The organism is Amycolatopsis endophytica (assembly GCF_013410405.1).
GTDB classification, from domain to species: Bacteria; Actinomycetota; Actinomycetes; order Mycobacteriales; family Pseudonocardiaceae; genus Amycolatopsis_E; species Amycolatopsis_E endophytica.
This window is the reverse complement of the sequence record NZ_JACCFK010000001.1, coordinates 122,737-142,517: the sequence shown is the minus strand read 5'-3', so window position 1 is coordinate 142,517 and position 19,781 is coordinate 122,737. Positions and strand designations below refer to the sequence as shown.

Sequence of the window (19,781 nt, the reverse complement as noted above, 5' to 3'; positions counted from 1 at the left end):
TGAACGAACCGCCGCCGGGGAGATTTCCACCACACGCCTCGACCAGGAGGGTCGCTGGGGAAGCAAAGGCGCAGGTCGAACCTCCGTGGTAGGCGCTCCGCCCCTCGAAACACTCGACACCATTGCCTCGTTTTCGCACTGATTCGTGAGGCGCTGTCGGGCGCGGGCCCGGTTTACGACCTGGTTATGGTGGTGGTCGTTCGGCGTCAAGCGCGCGATCAGACTCGCTGGAGAGTTAGCAGAGATGAGTTCGACAAGAGTGGCCGTCCACCCCGAGACCGCCGGCGGGACCACCCCCGGCACCCGCCCACGACACGCCAGCCCGGAGCAGATCCGGGACGAGCTGATCGAGGCCGCGGCCCAGCATGCGCCCGACATCGCCGAGCTCATCCGCCTCTACTACCGCCACATTCCCGCCGACGAGATCCTCGGCGACGATCCGGTCGACCTCGTCGGCGCCGTCCGGTCGCACCAGCAGTTCGCCCAGAGCCGTGTGCCCGGCCGGCCGGCCGTGCGCCTGCTCAACCCGACCACCGCCGAGGACGGCTGGACCCGGGACGCGACCGTCGTGCAGATCGTCACCGACGACATGCCCTACCTGGTCGATTCGATCACCGCGAAGCTCGCCCGTGACGGGGTCCAGGTGCAGCGCCTCGTGCACCCCATCGTCGTCGTCACGCGCGACATCACCGGCGAACTGAACGAGATCCACCCGGGCGCCGACGTCGGCAACCCGCCCGAGGGCGCGGTCGCCGAATCCTGGATGTACGTCGAGATCGATCTGATCACCGACCTCAACCGCGCCCGCGAGCTGGACACCCACCTCGCCTCGGTGCTCGGCGACGTTCGCGAGGTCGTCGAGGACACCGACAAGATGGTCCAGGCCGCGGTCGACCTCGCGACCTGGCTCGACGCGAGCCCGCCTCCGCTGCCCGCGGGCGAGGTCGACGAGGGTGCGAACCTGCTGCGCTGGCTCGCCGACGGTCACTTCACGTTCCTCGGCTACCGCCGCTACGAACTGGTCGAGGACGCCGACACCGACGAGCCCGCGCTGCGCGCCGTTCTCGCGTCGGGTCTCGGCGTGCTCAGGCAGGACAGCCTGGCCGCGCGCAGCCTCACCGCCGGCCCGGACAGCGCGGCCATCGCGCTCGCCCCGGAGCTGCTCGTCCTCACCCAGGCCAGCGCACCGTCCACTGTGAACCGTCCGGTCTACCCGTACTACGTGGGGGTCAAGACGTTCGACGAGCGCGGCAACGTCACCGGTGAGCACCGCTTCCTCGGCATGTTCACCACTTCCGCGCTGCACGAGGACGTCCTCGACGTGCCCGTGGTGTCGCGCAAGGTGTGCGAGGTCATCCACCGCGCCGGTTTCCCCATGGAGTCCTACTCGGGCCAGCGCATGCTGGAGGTGCTGCAGAACTGGCCGCGTGCCGACCTGTTCTCCGCCGACCTCGATTCGCTGTACTCGACCGCCGTCGGCGCGATCACCCTGTCCGACCGGCGCCGCCTCCGGCTGTTCCTGCGCCGTGACACCTTCGGGCGCTTCTACTCGTGCCTGGTCTTCCTGCCGCGCGACCGCTACACGACCCGCTCGCGCCTGGCGATGCAGGAGGTGCTGCTCGCCGAACTCGAAGGCACGCACCTGGAGTACGGCACGCGCGTCGGCGAAACCGCGCTCGCGCAGGTGCACTTCACCGTCCACACCGATCCCGCGACGCGCGTCGAGCCGGACGTGCTGCGCATCCAGGAACGGCTCAACGCCGCGGTGCGCAACTGGGACGACCTCATGGTCGAGGCGATCCTCGCCGAGCGGCGCGAGAACGCCCGCACCACAGCGGTGCTCGGCGAGGAGTCCGCGGGCGAACTCGGCCAGCGCTATTCGGGCATCTTCCCCGAGGCGTACAAAGAGGACTTCACGGCCGCCGAAGCGCTCGACGACCTGCGCAAGCTGGAGGGCCTCAGCGGCCAGGACGACCTGGCGATGTCGTTCTACACCCCGGACGGCGCGGAGCCGGGGGAGCGGCGTTTCAAGCTCTACCTCCTCGGCGAGGGCGTGACCCTGTCGGCGGTACTGCCGGTGCTGCAGCGGATGGGCCTGGAGGTCGTCGACGAGCGGCCCTACGAGCTGCGCCGCTGGGACGGCACCCGTTCCTGGGTGTACGACTTCGGTCTGCGCATCGGCCTGACCGATCTCGGCGACGCCGAGCGCGACCTGCGAGAGCGCTTTCAGGACGCCTTCGCCGCGTCCTGGCGCGGCGACTGCGAGGTCGACGACTTCAACGCGCTCGTCCTGCGCGCCGGCCTGACCTGGCGCCAGGCCGCGGTGCTGCGGGCCTACTCGCGCTACCTGCGCCAGGCGGGCACGCCGTATTCGCAGGAATACATCCAGCGCGCCGTGCTCGCGCACACCGACATCGCCACCGAGCTGGTGCGGCTGTTCGAGCACCGGTTCGCCCTGACCACGAACCCGGACGCCGACGAGCAGACCGAGGCGCTGGTCAGCGAGATCTCGACGATGATCGACGCCGTCACCAGCCTGGACGAGGACCGCATCCTGCGGCGCCTGCTCGCGGTCATCTGCGCCACGCTGCGCACGAACTACCTGGTCACCGACGACGACGGCCGCCCCCGGTCGTACCTGGCGCTCAAGCTCGACCCGAAGAACGTGCCGGACCTGCCGGAGCCGCGTCCCCGGTTCGAGATCTTCGTGTACTCGCCGCGGGTCGAGGGCGTGCACCTGCGGTTCGGTTCGGTCGCTCGTGGTGGTCTGCGCTGGTCGGATCGCCGTGAGGACTTCCGCACCGAGATCCTCGGCCTGGTCAAGGCGCAGGCGGTGAAGAACGCGGTCATCGTGCCGGTCGGCGCGAAGGGCGGGTTCGTCGTGAAGCGCCCGCCGGTCCCGACCGGTGATCCCGGCGTCGACCGTGAAGCGCAGCTGACCGAGGGCATCGCCTGCTACCGCATGTTCATCTCGGGCCTGCTCGACCTGACCGACAACCTCCTGGAGGGCCGCACGGTCCCGGCCAAGGACGTCGTGCGTTACGACGGCGACGACAACTACCTGGTGGTGGCGGCCGACAAGGGCACCGCGACGTTCTCCGACATCGCCAACGAGGTGTCCGCCGCCTACGGTTTCTGGCTGGGCGACGCGTTCGCCTCGGGTGGTTCGGTCGGCTACGACCACAAGGCCATGGGCATCACGGCGCGCGGCGCCTGGGAGAGCGTCAAGCGGCACTTCCGCGAGCTGGGCGTGGACACACAGACCCAGGACTTCACGGTCGTCGGCGTCGGCGACATGGCCGGTGACGTGTTCGGCAACGGCATGCTGCTGTCCGAGCACATTCGCCTGGTCGCCGCGTTCAACCACCTGCACGTCTTCCTCGATCCGAACCCGGACGCCGCTTCGTCGTTCCGCGAGCGCAAGCGCCTGTTCGAGCTGCCCCGCTCGTCGTGGGACGACTACGACCGTTCGCTGATCAGCGAGGGTGGCGGCGTCTTTTCGCGCAGTGCCAAGACGATCCCGGTCTCGCCGCAGGTGCGTCAGGCGCTCGGCCTCGCCGACGACGTCACCCAGCTCGCCCCGGCCGACCTGATCCGCGCGATCCTGCTGGCCCCGGTGGACCTGCTGTGGAACGGCGGCATCGGCACCTATGTGAAGGCCGGGACCGAAACCCACGCCGACGCCGGTGACAAGGCCAACGACGCGGTGCGGGTCGACGGCAAGCAGCTGCGCGTCAAGGTGGTCGGCGAGGGCGGCAACCTGGGCCTGACCCAGCTCGGCCGCATCGAGTTCGCCCGCGAGGGCGGCAAGATCAACACCGACGCGCTGGACAACTCGGCCGGGGTGGACTGCTCCGACCACGAGGTCAACATCAAGATCCTGCTCGACCAGCTGGTCGGTAGCGGCGCGCTGGACCACGAGCAGCGCAACGCCCTGCTGCACGAGATGACCGACGAGGTCGGCCGCCTGGTGCTCGCGGACAACTACCACCAGAACGGGGTGCTCGGTCTCAGCAGGGCGCACGCGGTGCCGATGCTGCCCGTGCACGCCCGGCTGGTCACGAGCCTGGAGAAGGCCGGCGCGCTCGACCGGCGGCTGGAGGCGCTGCCCACCAAGCAGCAGTTCCAGGCGATGGAGAAGGCCGGGCAGGGCCTGACCTCGCCCGAGCTGGCGACGCTGCTGGCGCACGTGAAGCTGGAGCTGAAGGACGAGCTACTGGCCGGCGACCTGCCCGACGTCGAGGTGTTCGCGCGGCGGCTGCCGGAGTACTTCCCGCAGCCGCTGCGGGAACGGTTCGGCGACCGCATCGGCGAGCACCCACTGCGCCGCCAGATCATCACCACGTTGCTGGTCAACGAGGTCGTCGACGGCGCCGGGGTGTCCTACGCGCACCGGCTGTCGGAGGAGATGAACGCGACCGCCACCGACGCGGTCCGCGCGTACACGATCGTCACCCGCGTGTTCAACCTCAACGAGCTGTGGGACGACATCCACGCGCTGGACAACGCGGTGCCCACCGAGGTCGCCGACGAGATGATGCTGGAGTCGCGGCGGCTGCTGGACCGGGCGGCGCGCTGGTTCCTCGCCAACCGGCCGCAGCCGCTGGCCGTCGGCGCGGAGATCTCGCGTTTCGGTCCCGTCGTTGCCGAGCTGGCTCCGAAGGTGGACACGCTCCTGCGTGGCCGCGAGGCCGAGGCGGTGCGTGAGCAGGCCGACCGCTACGCCGTGGAGGGCGTGCCGCGGGATCTGGCGCTGCGGGTCGCGGTCCTGCTCGACGCCTACGGTCTGCTCGACGTCGTCGAGGTGGCCGAGCTGGCCGAGCGCGAGGCCGGGGTCGATGCCGAGCGCAGCCCGAAGGAGGCTTCGGAGCTGTACTACGCGTTGTCGGCGCACCTCGACGTCGACCGGCTGCTCACCTCGATCAGCGCGCTGGAGCGGGGCAACCGCTGGCACGCGCTGGCGCGGTTGTCGTTGCGCGACGACGTGTACTCGTCGCTGCGGGCGATGACGCTGGACGCGTTGCGCCACAGCGACACCGACGACGACGCGGACGCGAAGATCGCGCAGTGGGAGAAGACGAACGCCTCCAGGCTGGCGCGGGCCCGTGTCTCGCTCGACGAGATCAACCAGTCGGGCCGCCTCGATCTCGCGACCCTGTCGGTCGCCGCGCGCCAGCTGCGGAGCACGGTGAGGTAGGAATAGCGGCGTGTATGTAGCGCAGGTGCGGCCCCGCTGGTCGGACATGGACGTGTTCGGGCACGTCAACCACGCGAACATGGTGACGTTGCTCGAAGAGGCACGTGTTCCGTTGTTGTTCGACGAAGCGGGCCGCGCCGGCCTCCCCGAGTTCTCCAAGGGCATGGTCGTGGTGCGGCTCGCCGTGGACTACCGCGCGCCGATCGTGGTCGGCGGGCAGGAGATCCGGGTCGAGATCACGTTGAAGGACCTGAAGTTCGCGTCGCTGACGCTGGCCTACCAGGTCCACGACGGACCGGGCGCGCGGGACAAGGTCGCGGTCACCGCCGAGACCGTCCTGGCGCCCTACGACGTGGCCACGAACCGCCCGCGTCGCCTGACCGCCGAGGAACGCGCGTTCATGCGGACCCGGCTGACGGAGGCGGGCGCATGACCGAGCTGCGCATCCCGGACGCGCGTGACCGGGAAACCCTCGGGGCCTTCGTGGCGCGGGCCGTTCGGTTGGACGGCCAGTCGGCGGTGCGGTTGCGTAATCGCGGCAACGGCATCGTGGAAGCCTGGGTCGCGACGCCGTTCGACTGCCTGGCCACCCGCGCGGTGCACGGCGAGATCGGGCCGGGGGACGTCACGGTGTCCGGCAACGAGCTGCTGGCCGCCCTGACGGTCGCCGGCGGCGAACGGATGGATCCGGGCCCGCCGCGGGACCTGCTGTGGCACGGTGAGCTGCCCGCGGGCGCCGGCTGGCGGCTGGTCGACGAGTTGCCCACGAAGGTCATCAGTGAGCTCACCGATCGGGGCGTCGCGCTGGCCCGGGAGAACGCCGGTCCCCACGGAACCCCGCCGGCGTCCCTGATGGACCAGGCCGTGCTGACCGTGAGCGAGGGCGACCTCGAGGTGAAGGTCCACATGCGATGCCTGTTCGCGTTGTCCGGGATGGGTTTCTTCGATTCGGCCGTCCCCGATGACACCATCCGGGTGACGGCGACGAACTCGTGGATGCGCCTGGATGCCCGCTACGGCGCGGTGGTTCGCCGTCGGCACGCCCTGTTGCCGCTGCTGTTCTGACTTGCGCTGGAGCTGCTCCAGGTCGCTAGGGTCGGCGTCATGCGCTACGCGTTCAAAACCTCGCCGCAGGACACCGAGTGGTCCGACATGCTCGCCGTCTGGCAGGCGGCCGACGACATCGACATCTTCGAGTCCGGATGGACCTTCGACCACTTCTACCCGATCTTCTCCGATCCGACGGGCCCGTGCCTGGAGGGCTGGGTCACGCTGACCGCGCTCGCGCAGGCGACGAAGCGGCTGCGGCTCGGCACACTCGTCAGCGGCATCCACTACCGGCACCCGGCGTTGCTGGCGAACATGGCCGCGACGCTCGACATCGTGTCGAACGGGCGGCTGGAAATCGGCATCGGCGCGGGCTGGAACGAGGAGGAGTCCGGCGCCTACGGCATGGAGCTGGGCACCGTCCGGCAGCGCAGCGACCGGTTCGAGGAGGCGTGCGAGGTGCTGGTCGGCCTGCTCACGCAGGAGACGACGACCTTCAAGGGCGAGTACTACCAGCTGACCGACGCGCGCAACAACCCGAAGGGCGTGCAGCGCCCGCACCCGCCGATCTGCATCGGCGGCAGTGGCGAGAAGCGGACGCTGCGCACCACCGCGCGGTTCGCCCAGCACTGGAACTTCGTCGGCGGCACGCCGGAGGAGTTCGCCCGCAAGCGTGAGGTGCTGCACCAGCACTGCGCCGACATCGGCCGGGACCCGAAGGAGATCATGCTGTCCAGCCACGTGCGGCTGGGGCCCGACCGGGACTACCGCAAGGTCGTCGATGAGGCCGCGGCGCTCGGCGAGCAGGGCCTGGACCTGGCGATCATCTACCTGCCGCCGCCCCACACGCCCGCCGTGCTGGAGCCGCTGGCCGAGGCGCTGCGCGGCTGATCGGTCACACCCAGGAGTTCATCATGCTGTGCGCGGCCATCTCGAGGTAGCGCCACAGCTCGTCCTCCAGTGGCTGGGGAAGACCGGCCTCGTCGACCGCGATGCGCATGGCCCGCAGCCACGCGTCGCGCTCGATGGGGCCGATCTTGAACGGCGCGTGCCGCATCCGCAGGCGCGGGTGGCCGCGCTGGTCGGAATAGGTGTGCGGGCCGCCCCAGTACTGCATCAGGAACAGCCGCAGCCGGTCTTCGGCCGGACCCAGGTCCTCCTCCGGGTACATCGGCCGGAGCACCTCGTCCTTCGCCACCTCGGCGTAGAACCTGGCGACGATCTTGCGGAACGTCGGCTCCCCGCCGACGGCCTCGAAGAAGGACTGGGGCTCGCTCATACCGGTCACCCTCTCATTGTGCCGTGGCCGAGGCGGACAGGAATCCGGATTCCTCGAGCGCGGTGAGGCATGCCGCACGCAGCTGCCGCTGCACCGCCCACTGCCGGCCCGGCCGTACCTTCACCGTCAGCCGCAGCTCGATGCTCTCCGGTGTGACCTTCTCCACGCCCAGGACCTCCGGCTCCTCCAGCAGGTCGACCGACAGCGGCTCGGAGGTGGCCGCGGAGTGGGCGGCCTCGGTCAGCACGGCCGTGGCGCGCTCGACGTCGGCGTTGTAGCTCAGCGGCACGTCGACCAGTGCGATCGCGTAACCCTGGCTGGAGTTGCCGACCCGGCTGATCGTGCCGTTGCGGACGTACCAGACCGTGCCCTGCACGTCGCGGATCGTGGTGATGCGCAGGCCGACCGCCTCGACCGTGCCGGTGGCAGGCCCGACGTCCACGACGTCACCGACGCCGTACTGGTCCTCCAGCATCATGAACATCCCGGACAGGAAGTCCTTGACGAGGTTCTGGGCGCCGAACGCGAGCGCGATGCCGACCACCCCGGCGGAGGCGAGCAGCGGGCCGAGGTTGATGCCCAGCTCGCCGAGGATGTAGATCGCGGCCAGCCCGAGTACGACGAACGAGGACAGCGACTTCAGCACCGACCCGATCGTCTTCGCCCGCTGGCGGCGCCGCTCGGCCACGACCGGACCGAGGAGGTCGGGTGCGCGCTCACGCAGGGGCCGCAGGATGGTCGGCAGCTTCTTCCCGTTCCCATCGGCTCGGGGCATGGTGGTGACGCGTTCGATCAGCTTGTGCAGCAGGAAGCGGACGACGAACGCGACGATCAGGATCAGCACGATGCGCAACGGCTTGGCGATCAGCCAGTTGGCCGAGCCTGCCAGCCACTCGTTGTGCGTGATCTGGAACACTTGATAGCACCAGGTGCCGGCCTGGTTGATGCACTCGGGTGGTTCGTTGAGCAGCGGCGTCACGGGGTTCGGGGATCCCTTTCTGGCCGTTTCCGCCCGGCGTCACACGGACGTCGAACGAATTTCACCGGACACGTCTTCTAACACAGGTGCGCATCGGGTGTGATCTGTGGTCGACTATGGCTGCACCGGTGGAGGTGGTCGAGTGCCAGACCGACAACCGATCCCCCTCGGCGCCCCCGACCAAGCGGTGGGCGGGCAGGCGTCGGAGGTAGCCCTGCGCTCTGTTCAGGATCAGGGTGTTCATCAGGGCCAGGGGCCGCCGGGTGGCGGACCGCGGCCCAGTGGGCCACCGGCTCGGGGCGGCGGCCGCGTGAGCCGGCCCTCCGGTCAGCGTAGAGGGCGGGATCCGTCCGGTGTCGGCACCCCCGGGACGTTCTCCCTGGGCCGTCGGCGTGTGCTTCTCCTCAACGCCACGTTCGAACCGCTGACCGCGCTTCCGCTGCGGCGGGCTGTGGTGCTGGTCATGTGCGGGAAGGCGGAGGTCGTGCACGGCGACCCGGCGGGGCTCACGTTGCACGCCGCGACCCTGTCGCTGCCGGTGCCGTCGGTGATCCGGTTGTCGACGTTCGTGCGGGTGCCCTACCGGGCGCAGGTGCCGCTGACGCGTGCCGGGCTGATGCACCGGGACCGCTACAGGTGCGCCTACTGCGGCGGGCGGGCCGAGACGATCGACCATGTGCTGCCGCGCAGCAAGGGTGGTCCGCACAGCTGGCAGAACTGCGTCGCCTGTTGCGCGAAGTGCAATCACCGGAAGGCCGACCGGCTCCTGGAGGACCTGGGCTGGCAGTTGCGGGTCGTGCCCACGGCGCCACGGGGGCCGCACTGGCGGCTGCTGGTGCACTCCGGGGACGCGGATCCGTTGTGGAAGCCCTACCTCGGGGTCGCTGCCTGATCGACGGCGCACCGGTGCCCCGGCTGTGGTGGTGAGCCGGGGCGTTCCGACGTCTGTTCGTCTGGTGGTGGTCCGGGGTCAGTTCCGGGACGGGATGGTCACGCGGTGACGCGTGTACCGCGGGTGACTCGCGTGCCTCGCGTGACCCGGGTCCCTGCCGTGACACGGGTGCCGCGGGTGACGCGCGTACCTCGGGTGACGCGGGTGCCGGCGGTGACTCGCGTGCCGCGGGTGACGCGCGTACCGCGGGTGACGCGGGTACCCGCGGTGACCCTTGTGCCGCGCGTCACACGAGTGCCACGCGTGGTGCACTCGTCGGATGCGTCGATCTGTGACGGAACGTAGTCGGCGTTGCTCTGAGCGAGGGTACGGAGCAGGTACATGTTCTGTCCTCCAGGGACCTCGGCGTTACTCATTGGGTAGGGGAGCGGGGCGCAAGGCCCGTACAGGTGAAAAAGCTACGAGGATCTGGCCGACCGAACAAGGCAATGGCGCCGGGTGCGGCCGGCTGTACGTTGAGTTGCAACCTTTCGTCCGACCGCTCTTCAGCCCATCGCGCCATCCGCGTAACGACGCTCGGCGGACGGTGGCCCCCGCGCGACGAGCGGTTCCGACCGCCTTGGGCGGGTCGCGGCTCGCCGGGCTACTCTTCGGGGGTGAACATCGGAGAGACGATCCTGATCTTCGCGCTGATCCCGGCGGTGATCTACGGGGTGATCAGCCTGCTCACCCTGCGGTCGAAGCTGGGCGGCCACCCGCGGTACCGGCCCGGGCAGACCTGGGACTACCCGCCGATGTGGTGGAGCGGCAACCCGGAAGGTATCGGCGGGGCCCACTCGGCGCACGCCGCCGAACCGGTGGAGACCAAGGACGCGAGCGCGACGGCGGCAGGAGGAGCCCGTGGGAGCTGGTGAGCTGACCCGCCATCCGGCGGCGGACGAGGAGCTGGAACCGGGAACCGTGATTACGGCGACCGGTCGCCTGTCGGCGGCGCGGATGTACGAACCCGCTGCTCCATCCAGCCCATTCAGCACCGTCCAACTGGCCCGCCTGGACGAGGCGCTGACGCTCGCGAGCCGGGAGACCGGCCTCGATTTCAGCGTCTACCTGGGCGAGCTGGGTGCGGACACCCGGGCCCGGGCCGAGGAGCTGCACTCGACGATCGAGCCCAGCGCGGCGAACGCGGTGCTGATCGCCGTGTCACCGGGCGAGCGTGTGGTGGAAATCGTCACGGGCACCGAGGCGGCCCAGCGCATGCCCGACCGCGGCGCGAAGCTGGCCGTGATGAGCATGGTGGCGTCCTTCAAGGAGGGCGACCTCATCGGTGGACTCGTGTCCGGGCTGCGCATGCTGGCCGATCAGGCCGGTTCGGCGCCCAAGCACTAGAGCTGGGGTTTTCGCGCGGAGGGCGGTCGCTGAGCGGCCGCCCTTTTCGCGTTGTGCGGCGCGCCGGCCGCCGCGCGGTGGTCGGTCACCTTTTGAAATCGACCCAAGCGCGCTGGGGATGAGGGGCGGGGGAGGTCCGGGCCGGTCGGTTTTCGGCGCGCGTTGCCGGGTGCTGGTGCGTTGCTGAAAAGAACGGGCGCCGGTCCGCGAACACGGCGAACCGGCGCCTCCATCTGCCGATCAGGTCTCGTCGAACTCCCGTGCCGCCAGTGCGCGCACGATGCCCGCCCGACCCTCGGTCACCAGGCGGCGCAGCGACGCCGGTCGCTCGCCCGCCAGCCACTCGTCGGCGGCTGCCACCGTGCTGCGCTCCACTGCCCAGGCCGGGAACAGGCCGACCACCGTGGGCTGGGCGCGTTCGCTCGAGCGGCGGGACCAGACTTCGTCGATGGCGGCGAAGTAGGTGGTCACGTAGCCGGTCAGCAGTTGCTTCTGCCCGGGGTGGGAGAAGCCGCCGATGACGGCGTTGCTCATCGCATTGGGAAGTTCGTCGTCGTAGACCGCGCGCTGCCAGGCTTCCGCCTTCGACTCAGCCGTCGGGCGCAGGGCGCGGGCGTGCTCGGCGTGGCGCCGTCCGGTCGCGGTGTCGTCCCTGGCCAGTTCCGCGTCGATCTCCGAGTCCGCGGCCCGTCCGTGCGCGACGAGCGCGTTGAGCAGACGCCAGCGCAGGTCCGCGTCCACCACCAGCCCGTCCAGCGGGTCCGAACCGTCGAACCAGCCGGCCAGCACACCGACCGTCTCGTCGTCGAGCACCGAGCCGGTGAGCGAGTTGACGAACGCCAGCTGGTGGTCGGAACCCGGCTCGGCGCCGCGGGCCAGTTCCAGCAGCTTGCGGGTGAACCGCGGCCACCCCTCGGCCGCCGCCCACGACGGCTGGGCGTAGGAGTTCAGCGCCGTCTGCGCCTGCAGCAACAGCCGCTGCACGACGCCGACCTCGGTTTCCGCGTGGATGCCGTGCAGCACGATCTGCAGGAAGTCCCGCGCCTTCAATTCGGCTTCGCGGGTCATCTCCCACGCCGCCGACCAGCACAGGGTGCGCGGAAGCGGCTCGGTGATGTCGGCGATCCGGTCGACCAGCGTGGTCAGCGAACCGGTGTCCAGCCGCATCGTGCAGTAGGTCAGATCGTCGTCGTTGACCAGCACCAGCTGGCCCGACGGCTGCCCGACCAGGTCGGGAACCTCGGTGCGCTCGCCCTCGACGTCCAGCTCGACCCGCTGCTTGCGGACCAGCTTGCCGTCCTCGTCGTCGTAGATGCCGACCGCGATGCGGTGCGTGCGCAGCTCACCGGCGCCCGGCTTCGCCCCGGTCTGCAGCACCGCGAACGACGTGAACCGGCCCTCGGCGTCGGTCTCGAACTTCGGGCGCAGCGAGTTCAGGCCCGTGGTCTCCAGCCACTGCGCGCTCCAGCCGGACAGGTCCCGCCCCGAAGCCTCCTCCAGCGCGCTGAGCAGATCGGCCAGCGTCGCGTTGCCCCACGCGTGCTTGCCGAAGTACACCCGCAGCCCCGCCAGGAAGTGCTCCAGCCCGACGTAGGCCACCAGCTGCTTGAGGACGCTCGCGCCCTTGGCGTAGGTGATGCCGTCGAAGTTGACCTCGACCGCCTGCAGGTCGACGATGTCGGCCGCGATCGGATGCGTCGAGGGCAGCTGGTCCTGGCGGTAGGCCCAGGACTTCTCGATGTTGGCGAAACTCGTCCAGGCGTGCACGTACTCGGTGGACTCCGCCTGCGCCAGGACGCTCGCGAACGTCGCGAACGACTCGTTCAGCCACAGGTCGTCCCACCAGCGCATGGTGACCAGGTCGCCGAACCACATGTGCGCCATCTCGTGCAGCAGCGTCTCGGCGCGCCGCTCGTAGGCGTAGCGGGTGACGCGGCTGCGGAAGACGTAGTCCTCCAGGAACGTCACCGCCCCGGCGTTCTCCATCGCGCCCGCGTTGAACTCCGGCACGAACAGCTGGTCGTACTTGCGGAACGGGTACGGCGTCGCGAACGCCTTGTGGTAGAAGCCGAAACCCTGCTTGGTCTCGGTGAACAGCCGCTCGGCGTCCATGTGGTCGGCCAGCGACGCGCGGCAGTAGATGCCCAGCGGGATCGTGCCGTGCTCGTCGCTGTACTGGTCGTGCCACTCCGCGTACGGGCCGGCGATCAGCGCGACCAGGTACGTCGAGATCCGCTCGGAGGTGGCGAACACCGTGCGGGTGGCGCCCTCGGCGGTTTTCTCCGTGCTCTCGACCGGCGCGTTCGAGATGACCTTCCAGTCGCTCGGCGCGGTGACCGTCAGCCGGTAGGTGGCCTTGAGGTCGGGCTGGTCGAAGCAGGCGAACATGCGCTTGGCGTCGGCCGTCTCGAACTGCGTGTAGAGGTAGACGGCATCGTCGACCGGGTCGACGAACCGGTGCAGGCCCTCGCCGGTGTTCATGTAGCGGCAGTCGGCTTCGACGACCAGCTCGTTGGTGGCCGCCAGCTCCGGCAGGGCGAGACCGTCGTCCTCGACGTAGCCGGACACGTCCAGCGCCCGGCCGTTCAGCGTGGCGGAGCGGACGGAGCCGGCGACGATGTCGACGAACGTATCCGCGCCCGGCTTCGTCGCGGCGAAGCGGATCGTGGTCTTCGAGTCGAAGCTTCTCTCGCCCGGGCCGCCGTTACCGTCCGTGAGGTCGAGGGCGATGTCGTAGGACTCGACCTCGAGCAACTCGGCACGCTGTTCGGCTTGGTCACGGGTCAGGTTAGGGGCGGGCACAGGCACCTCGGAAACGCTCGCGGTTGTCATTCTCGGTGATCCCGCTATCCAATCATGTCCGGCGGGGGAACAAGTGCCGTCCGCGCGCTGTTGCCCGGTTTGACGCCCGAATCTTCGCCACCAGCACAGGGAGAGCACCCCATGACCGCAGAGCGCACGCGCGTGGACTTCTACTTCGACCCGGTGTGCCCGTTCGCCTGGATCAGCTCGCGCTGGATCCTCGAGGTCGAGAAGCAGCGCGACATCGACCTGAACTTCCGCGTGATGAGCCTCGCGGTCCTCAACAGCGGCCGTGACCTGCCGGAGGACTACAAGCAGCTGCTGGAGAAGGCGTGGGGCCCGGTGCGCGTGGCGATCGCCCTGGCGCAGGAGAAGGGCGAGGCGGTGCTGCGCGACTACTACACCGAGTTCGGCACCCGCTACCACAACCAGGGTGACAAGGACGTCCCGTCGGTGATCAAGCAGGCGCTGGAGGCAGTGGGAGCTTCGGCGGACCTCGCCGCGGCCGCCGAGTCGACCGAGTACGACGAGGCGTTGAAGAAGAGCCACCACGAGGGCATGGACCCGGTCGGCATGGACGTCGGCACCCCGACGATCCACGTCGACGGCGTCGCGTTCTTCGGCCCGGTGCTCAGCTCGATCCCGCGCGGCGAGGACGCGGTGAAGGTGTTCGACGGCGCCCGGCTGCTGGCGAGCTACCCCGACTTCTTCGAGCTCAAGCGCACCCGCACCGGTGAGCTCAACTTCGACTAGGCACCACGCACTCGCCGGGACTGGCGCCCGCCCTGGCCGGGACGGGCGCCAGCTGGCGACGGACCCGGGTTCCATCCGTGACCCGATCGAGTCAGGGTGGGTCTACTGACAAGCCGGAGTCTGATGCGCGCCGTATGTCGCCTGAGCCTTGGTGAACCCTTCACCGGCCTTGCTCGATAGCTGCTGGATCAACCCCGAGCAGGAGAACGTCGTGAAGTCGAGGTACGACTGCGCCTTCTTGGCTGCCTGCTGGTTCCAATCGATGTCGAGCCGGTCGACAGCATCAGTGGCGACATCCTTCGGGTATCCGTCGCCCGCCTGACTCGAAAGCTGCCGGATAAGCCCGTCCCGCGAGAAGGCGGTGAAGTCCAGGTAGCTTTGTGCTGCCCTCATCGCGGACTGGACTTGGTACGGGATCTGTGGCGCAGCCGGTGTCGGCGTTTCCGTAGTGACGGGCACCGGCCGGGTCGACGGTGTGGTTGACGACGCGGTCGATGGCGCCGGGACGGCAGGCCGGCTTGTGCCGGCTGCTGCGGGGACGCTGGATGTCGTGGGTGTTGAGTTCCCGCCATTCGCGGCTGCTGCGATCGCGATGATGAGCACCACCAGGCCGCCGACGATCCACGGCCACTTGTGGCGCTTTTTCGGCGCGGGCTGTTGCACCGGGTAGGGGTTGGGCCGGTTCATGTGAGCTTGTCTCCTTCGCTGAACGTGGAACAAGTCGAACCGAGCAGGTGGGCTGTTACCGCTCGCCGCGGCTGCGATATGCCTCGGCGGCATCCGGGCGGAACAGCATGGCGATGATCGCGATGAGCGCAACGCGTCGCTGGCGATGCCCTGGACGCGGTGGATCCTGGCGATCACGAGTAGCCGGTAACGGTGAAGACCGCGGCTGACAGGCCGGCGGCAACGGACTTCACGGCGAGGCGGCCGCGCGTTTGGTGAGTGCTCGGGCGAGCACGGTGCGGACCCGCACCGGCGAGCTCAACGTCGACTGAGCCCGTCCCGCTGGGCGGCCACGAACGCGCGATCGACCGGATCGCCGTGCCCCGGCACGATCGTGCCGGCGCGCAGGGCGAGGAGCCGGTCGAGCGCACCCGGCCAGTCCCGCGGGTGCGCGTCCGGCCCGATCGACGGTGGCGCGCCCTGCTCGACCAGGTCACCGGCGAACATGATGTCCGCGTCCGGCACGTGCACGGCCACGTCGTGATCGGTGTGCGCGAGGCCGGGGTGGATCAGCTCGACGGTGCGAGCGCCCAGGTCCAGCTGGACACGGTCGGTGAGCAGATGGTCCGGCAGCACCAGGCGCGCGGACGCCAGCCGGTCCGCCTCGGGCTTGCCCGCGAACCGGCGCACCCAGGTTTCGCGGTCGGTCTCGCCCTCGCGCACGAGGGCGTCCCGGCAGCGCTGGTGCGCCCACACCGGGCACGGCAGGAACGCGGCGGTGCCGAAGTGGTGGTCGAAGTGGGCGTGGGTGATCACGACCGTCCACGGAAGATTCGTGATCTCGCGGACCTCGGCCGCGAACTGCGTGCCCTGCACCTCGTCGCCCCCGGTGTCGATCACGAGGCACCGCTCGCTGCCGACCACGAGGCCCAGCGTCTGGTCGAGGTGCTCGTAACGCCGGGCGTGCACGCCGTCCGCCAGGTCGAACCAGGTCACGCCGCCTCCAGCAGGCCGTTCACGAGTATCGGTGCCGTCGCGCTGACGTCGACTTCCGCGGCCAGCTCGACATCGCGCGCGTGGCCGTGGGCGATCAGCTCGAGACCGGAGGAACAGCCGCGCAGCGCTTCGCCGATGCCGGTGCCGCGGTAGGCGGTGGCTGCCAGGTGCGCCTCCGGTGAAGCCGGCCGCCCGGCCATCGCGGCGACGATGGCACCGGCGCCAAGCAGGTCCTCCACGCAGGGCCGAAGCGATTCCCCGGCCCCGGCCGCGGTGATGTTCACGCCCCAGCGTTCGCCTGCCGGAATCACGCCGATCGGGCGCGCACCCGCGATCCCAGCCGCCGCGGCCGCCACGGCGGAGGCGTTGCGCAGGCAGCCGGCGAGCACTGTCGCCCCCGTTGCGGCGGCCTGTGCGCACAGCGTCGCGCCGTTCGGCGACGGCAGATCGAGTAGCCCCGGCGCCGGGCCGACCGCGGCGGGCCGCGGCACTGAGTCGCCCCGCCAGCGCAGCGGCCGCACCCGGCCGCCCCGGCTCGTCACCAGGTCCACCGTCGTGCTGAAGGACAGCACGTCCACCACGACTAGCGCCGCGCACTCCCGCCCCAGCTCGGCGACCCCGTCGGGGCCCCATTCGAGCCGCAGGTCGTGCCCTGACTGTGCGAAGGGGTTCACACCCCCAGCATGCCCGGATCCGGCCCGGATGCGAGACTCCACCCGTGCGCGTCTACTTGGGATCAGACCACGCCGGTTTCGAGCTGAAGAATCACCTCGTGGAGTACCTGAAGGGCCAGGGCCACGAGGTCACCGACATCGGCCCGGCCGTCTACGACGCCGCCGACGACTACCCGGCCTTCTGCATCGAGACCGCGCGCCGCGTGGTGGCGGACGAGGGCAGCCTGGGCATCGTCATCGGCGGGTCGGGCAACGGGGAGCAGATCGCCGCGAACAAGGTGAAGGGCGCGCGGGCCGCGCTGGCCTGGAAGCCGGAGATCGCCGAGCTCGCCCGCCAGCACAACCACGCGCAGCTGATCGGCGTCGGCGCGCGGATGCACACCCTCGACGAGGCGACCGCGATCGTCGACGCGTTCCTGGCGACTCCGCCGTCCGAGGACGAACGTCATGGCCGTCGCGTGCAGCAGATGCTCGACTACGAGCGCACCGGCACCCCGCCGCCTCTGCCTGCCTGATGCCCGAAGGGCACACCCTCCACCGGCTCGCCCGCCTGCACCAACGGCGCTACGCGGGCGCGCCGGTGGGTGTTTCCAGTCCGCAGGGCCGCTTCGCGCGCGAAGCGGCCCTTGTGGACGGTCAGGTCATGGTGCGGGCCGAGGCCCACGGCAAGCACCTGTTCCACGACTTCGGCCCGCTCGGTTCGGTGCACGTCCACCTGGGGCTGTACGGCACGTTCACCGAGGCCGCGCAGCCGGAAACCCCGCCGGTGGGCCAGGTCCGGATGCGTCTGGCCGGACGGACACATTGGACTGATTTGCGCGGCCCCACCCGCTGTGAGCTGCTGACGCCGGACCAGGTCGACGCGATCAAGGCCCGGCTCGGGCCGGACCCGCTGCGCCGCGACGCCCGCCCCGACGAGGCGTGGCGCCGGATCTCCGCATCCCGCACCTCGATCGCCGCGCTGCTGATGGATCAGAAGGTCATCTCCGGCGTGGGCAACGTGTATCGCGCCGAGGTGCTGTTCCGGCACGGAATCAACCCGATGGTGCCCGGCCGCGCACTGGACCAGGTGGGGTGGAAGGAGATGTGGGGCGACCTCGTCGCGCTGATGCGCAAGGGTGTGCGTCTCGGCCGCATCGACACGGTCGACGATGAGCACCTGCCCGAGGTCACCGGCCGCGCGCCGCGTCAGGACCGGCACGGCGGGGAGGTGTACGTGTACCGGCGGACCGGGCAGCCGTGCCTGGTCTGTGGCACGCCCATCGCGCACACGGAACTGGCCGGGCGGAACCTGTACTGGTGCCCGGCCTGCCAGGCGGTGTGAGGAAGCGGGCCGTGTCCGGCCCGCTTCCTCACCAAACGGGTGTCAGAAGTCGAACCCGCCGCCGAAGTCCCCGAAGTCGCCGCCGCCCATGTCTCCGCCCATGTCGCCACCCATGTCGCCGCCGTCGCCGCCGTCGGCACCCGCGTCGGCCATGGCGTCCTCCTGGCCCGCGTCGTAGCCCGACTCCCAGGCCGACGCGCTGGCGATGCCGGACATGCCGCTGAACATCGCGCTGAAGAGGAACATCGAGCCCAGGCCCCAGGCGCCGGCCACGAGCGCGGGCTTCCACCACGGCTCGCTGTACCAGCCCTGCGGCACCGGCCGCCCGGCCACGCGGCCACCGGGGTAGTAGTACGGGGTGTTGTCGCCCGGATCGGGCGAGGCCTGGTAGTTACGGCCCTCGACGTCGACGCTGCGGTCCTCGGTGACCTTGCCCGCCCGCTCGCGCTCGGCTTCCTCGGGCAGCATCGGCCCGGGATCCAGGTCCATCGCGATGCGCGCGGCACGGACGTAGTACAGGCCTTCGAGCGCCGTTTCCTTGACGAGCTTGGCCTGCTCGGCGGTCTGCGCCTGCTCCAGCTGCGAGCCTGCCGCGTTGTAGCGCTCGGACGCGTCGGCCAGTGCCTGCTTCGACGGCTCGTTGGAGCCGACGAGGTTCAGCACCTGCCCGCCCAGGCGCTCCACCAGGCGCCGGGCGTCGGCCTTGGCGTCGTCGAGCTGGCGCTGCCGCGTCTTGGCCTGCGCCTTGGCGAAGTAGGCGATGCCGCCCACGATGATGACGAGGAGCACGATCACGGTGATCGCGGTGCCCATGGCTTACTCCCGGAAGTTCGGTGTTCTTGAACCGGACAACGCGGACGCTACGCTGATGGTTCCCACTCTCGACGAAAACTAGAACAAGTTATAGTCTCGGCGCATGAAGTTCTCCCTCTCCGTCGCGATGAATCCCCTCGACCAGTTCACCGAACTCGCGCGCACGGCCGAGGAGTGTGGCTTCTCCTCCGTCGTGCTGCCGGATTCGCTGTTCTACTCCGAGCACGTGTCCGCCGAGTACCCGTACACCCCGGACGGCAGCCGGTTCTGGAACGCCGACACGCCGTGGGCGGACCCGCTGGTCGCGGTCGCCACGATGGCCGCGGTCACCGAGCGGATCGAGTTCTACACCTCGGTGCTCAAGCTGGGGTCGCGCAACCCGGTGCTGCTGGCCAGGCAGGTCGGGTCGGTCGCGGTGCTGTCCGGCGACCGGTTCGGGCTCGGCCTGGGCGTCGGCTGGTCGCCGGAGGAGTTCGAGTGGTGCGGTGCGCCGTACGCGCAGCGCGGCAAGCGGGTCGACGAGGCGATCGACGTGCTGCGGCTGATCCTCGACGGCGGCATGGTCGAGTACCACGGCAAGTTCTTCGACTTCGACAAGCTGCAGATGAGCCCGGCGCCGTCGAAGCACGTCCCGTTCTACATCGGCGGGCACACCGAGGTGGCGCTCAAGCGCGCCGCCCGCGTCGGGGACGGCTGGTCCTCGGCGATGATGAAGTTCGAGGACCTGCGCTCGACGATTTCGCGCCTGTCGGAGCTGCGCGCGGAGTACGGGCGGGGCGAGAAGCCGTTCGAAATCCAGGCGGTGTGCATCGACCGGTTCGGTCTCGACGGCTACCGCGAGCAGGGCGAGATCGGCGTGACCGACGTCGTCACGCAGCCGTGGGTGTTCGACGGCATCGGGTTCGGTGATCCGATCGGCCCGAAGAAGGACGCGATCCGCAAGTTCGCCGACGAGATCATTTCGCGCTACTGA

The 19,781-nt window shown here is 69.9% G+C and carries 18 protein-coding genes; 11 read left to right on the top strand and 7 right to left on the bottom strand.

What is annotated here, in order from left to right; all coding sequences use genetic code 11:
* The first annotated feature begins 244 nt into the window (after positions 1-244).
* The 4 genes from HNR02_RS00690 to HNR02_RS00675 are packed head-to-tail and all read left to right on the top strand — an operon-like array spanning position 245 to position 7,135.
* Positions 245-5,197 (top strand): NAD-glutamate dehydrogenase, encoded by a 4,953-nt coding sequence (locus HNR02_RS00690; RefSeq protein WP_179771293.1) that lies wholly within the window; start codon positions 245-247, stop codon positions 5,195-5,197.
* A gap of 10 nt (positions 5,198-5,207) precedes the next feature.
* Positions 5,208-5,630 carry an acyl-CoA thioesterase gene (locus HNR02_RS00685; protein WP_312860861.1) on the top strand — a complete coding sequence of 141 codons (423 nt, stop codon included), beginning with the start codon at positions 5,208-5,210 and terminating at the stop codon, positions 5,628-5,630.
* Positions 5,627-6,262: a DUF8010 domain-containing protein gene (locus HNR02_RS00680; protein WP_179771292.1), complete on the top strand. Its 636-nt coding sequence runs from the start codon at positions 5,627-5,629 to the stop codon at positions 6,260-6,262. Before HNR02_RS00685 ends, HNR02_RS00680 begins: the two co-directional genes overlap by 4 nt.
* Before the next feature lie 39 nt (positions 6,263-6,301).
* Positions 6,302-7,135: an LLM class F420-dependent oxidoreductase gene (locus HNR02_RS00675; RefSeq protein WP_179771291.1), complete on the top strand. Its 834-nt coding sequence runs from the start codon at positions 6,302-6,304 to the stop codon at positions 7,133-7,135.
* Positions 7,136-7,139: 4 nt separating this feature from the next.
* Here HNR02_RS00675 and HNR02_RS00670 read toward each other — a convergent pair whose 3' ends face one another.
* Both HNR02_RS00670 and HNR02_RS00665 read right to left on the bottom strand, forming a co-directional pair.
* On the bottom strand, positions 7,140-7,523 hold the full coding sequence (locus tag HNR02_RS00670) for a globin (RefSeq protein ID WP_179771290.1): 384 nt from the start codon (positions 7,521-7,523) through the stop codon (positions 7,140-7,142).
* Between the two features lie 13 nt (positions 7,524-7,536).
* Entirely contained in the window at positions 7,537-8,502 is a 966-nt protein-coding gene (locus tag HNR02_RS00665; protein ID WP_179771289.1) for a mechanosensitive ion channel family protein, read from the bottom strand.
* A 394-nt stretch (positions 8,503-8,896) separates the two neighbouring features.
* Here HNR02_RS00665 and HNR02_RS00660 point away from each other — a divergent pair, with 394 nt between their 5' ends.
* From HNR02_RS00660 to HNR02_RS00650, 3 genes are all read left to right on the top strand, one after another.
* The gene (locus HNR02_RS00660) at positions 8,897-9,394 is read left to right on the top strand and encodes an HNH endonuclease (RefSeq protein ID WP_179771288.1); all 498 of its coding nucleotides are present in this window, start codon (positions 8,897-8,899) and stop codon (positions 9,392-9,394) included.
* A gap of 656 nt (positions 9,395-10,050) precedes the next feature.
* Positions 10,051-10,308, top strand: a complete 258-nt coding sequence (ctaJ, locus tag HNR02_RS00655) for an aa3-type cytochrome oxidase subunit CtaJ (RefSeq protein ID WP_179771287.1) — start codon at positions 10,051-10,053, stop codon at positions 10,306-10,308.
* Positions 10,295-10,780: a DUF5130 family protein gene (locus HNR02_RS00650; RefSeq protein ID WP_179771286.1), complete on the top strand. Its 486-nt coding sequence runs from the start codon at positions 10,295-10,297 to the stop codon at positions 10,778-10,780. The genes ctaJ and HNR02_RS00650 overlap by 14 nt, the downstream gene beginning before the upstream one ends.
* Positions 10,781-11,020: 240 nt before the next feature.
* On the opposite strand, the gene pepN is transcribed toward HNR02_RS00650, so the two are convergent.
* Entirely contained in the window at positions 11,021-13,582 is a 2,562-nt protein-coding gene (gene pepN / locus HNR02_RS00645; RefSeq protein ID WP_179771285.1) for an aminopeptidase N, read from the bottom strand.
* Positions 13,583-13,723: 141 nt separating this feature from the next.
* Here pepN and HNR02_RS00640 point away from each other — a divergent pair, with 141 nt between their 5' ends.
* Complete coding sequence (locus tag HNR02_RS00640; RefSeq protein WP_179771284.1) at positions 13,724-14,335, top strand: mycothiol-dependent nitroreductase Rv2466c family protein; 612 nt, start codon at positions 13,724-13,726, stop codon at positions 14,333-14,335.
* Between the two features lie 102 nt (positions 14,336-14,437).
* Here HNR02_RS00640 and HNR02_RS00635 read toward each other — a convergent pair whose 3' ends face one another.
* The 3 genes from HNR02_RS00635 to HNR02_RS00625 form a co-directional block, all read right to left on the bottom strand.
* Positions 14,438-15,022: an Ltp family lipoprotein gene (locus tag HNR02_RS00635; protein ID WP_179771283.1), complete on the bottom strand. Its 585-nt coding sequence runs from the start codon at positions 15,020-15,022 to the stop codon at positions 14,438-14,440.
* Positions 15,023-15,319: 297 nt separating this feature from the next.
* Positions 15,320-15,997 carry an MBL fold metallo-hydrolase gene (locus tag HNR02_RS00630; RefSeq protein WP_179771282.1) on the bottom strand — a complete coding sequence of 226 codons (678 nt, stop codon included), beginning with the start codon at positions 15,995-15,997 and terminating at the stop codon, positions 15,320-15,322.
* Positions 15,994-16,671: a 2-phosphosulfolactate phosphatase gene (locus HNR02_RS00625; protein ID WP_179771281.1), complete on the bottom strand. Its 678-nt coding sequence runs from the start codon at positions 16,669-16,671 to the stop codon at positions 15,994-15,996. The genes HNR02_RS00630 and HNR02_RS00625 overlap by 4 nt, the downstream gene beginning before the upstream one ends.
* Positions 16,672-16,715: 44 nt before the next feature.
* Here HNR02_RS00625 and HNR02_RS00620 point away from each other — a divergent pair, with 44 nt between their 5' ends.
* On the top strand, positions 16,716-17,186 hold the full coding sequence (locus HNR02_RS00620) for a ribose-5-phosphate isomerase (RefSeq protein ID WP_179771280.1): 471 nt from the start codon (positions 16,716-16,718) through the stop codon (positions 17,184-17,186).
* Complete coding sequence (locus HNR02_RS00615; protein ID WP_179771279.1) at positions 17,186-17,995, top strand: Fpg/Nei family DNA glycosylase; 810 nt, start codon at positions 17,186-17,188, stop codon at positions 17,993-17,995. The genes HNR02_RS00620 and HNR02_RS00615 overlap by 1 nt, the downstream gene beginning before the upstream one ends.
* Positions 17,996-18,037: 42 nt before the next feature.
* On the opposite strand, the gene HNR02_RS00610 is transcribed toward HNR02_RS00615, so the two are convergent.
* On the bottom strand, positions 18,038-18,808 hold the full coding sequence (locus HNR02_RS00610; RefSeq protein ID WP_179771278.1) for a hypothetical protein: 771 nt from the start codon (positions 18,806-18,808) through the stop codon (positions 18,038-18,040).
* Between the two features lie 103 nt (positions 18,809-18,911).
* Here HNR02_RS00610 and HNR02_RS00605 point away from each other — a divergent pair, with 103 nt between their 5' ends.
* Entirely contained in the window at positions 18,912-19,781 is an 870-nt protein-coding gene (locus HNR02_RS00605; protein ID WP_179771277.1) for an LLM class F420-dependent oxidoreductase, read from the top strand.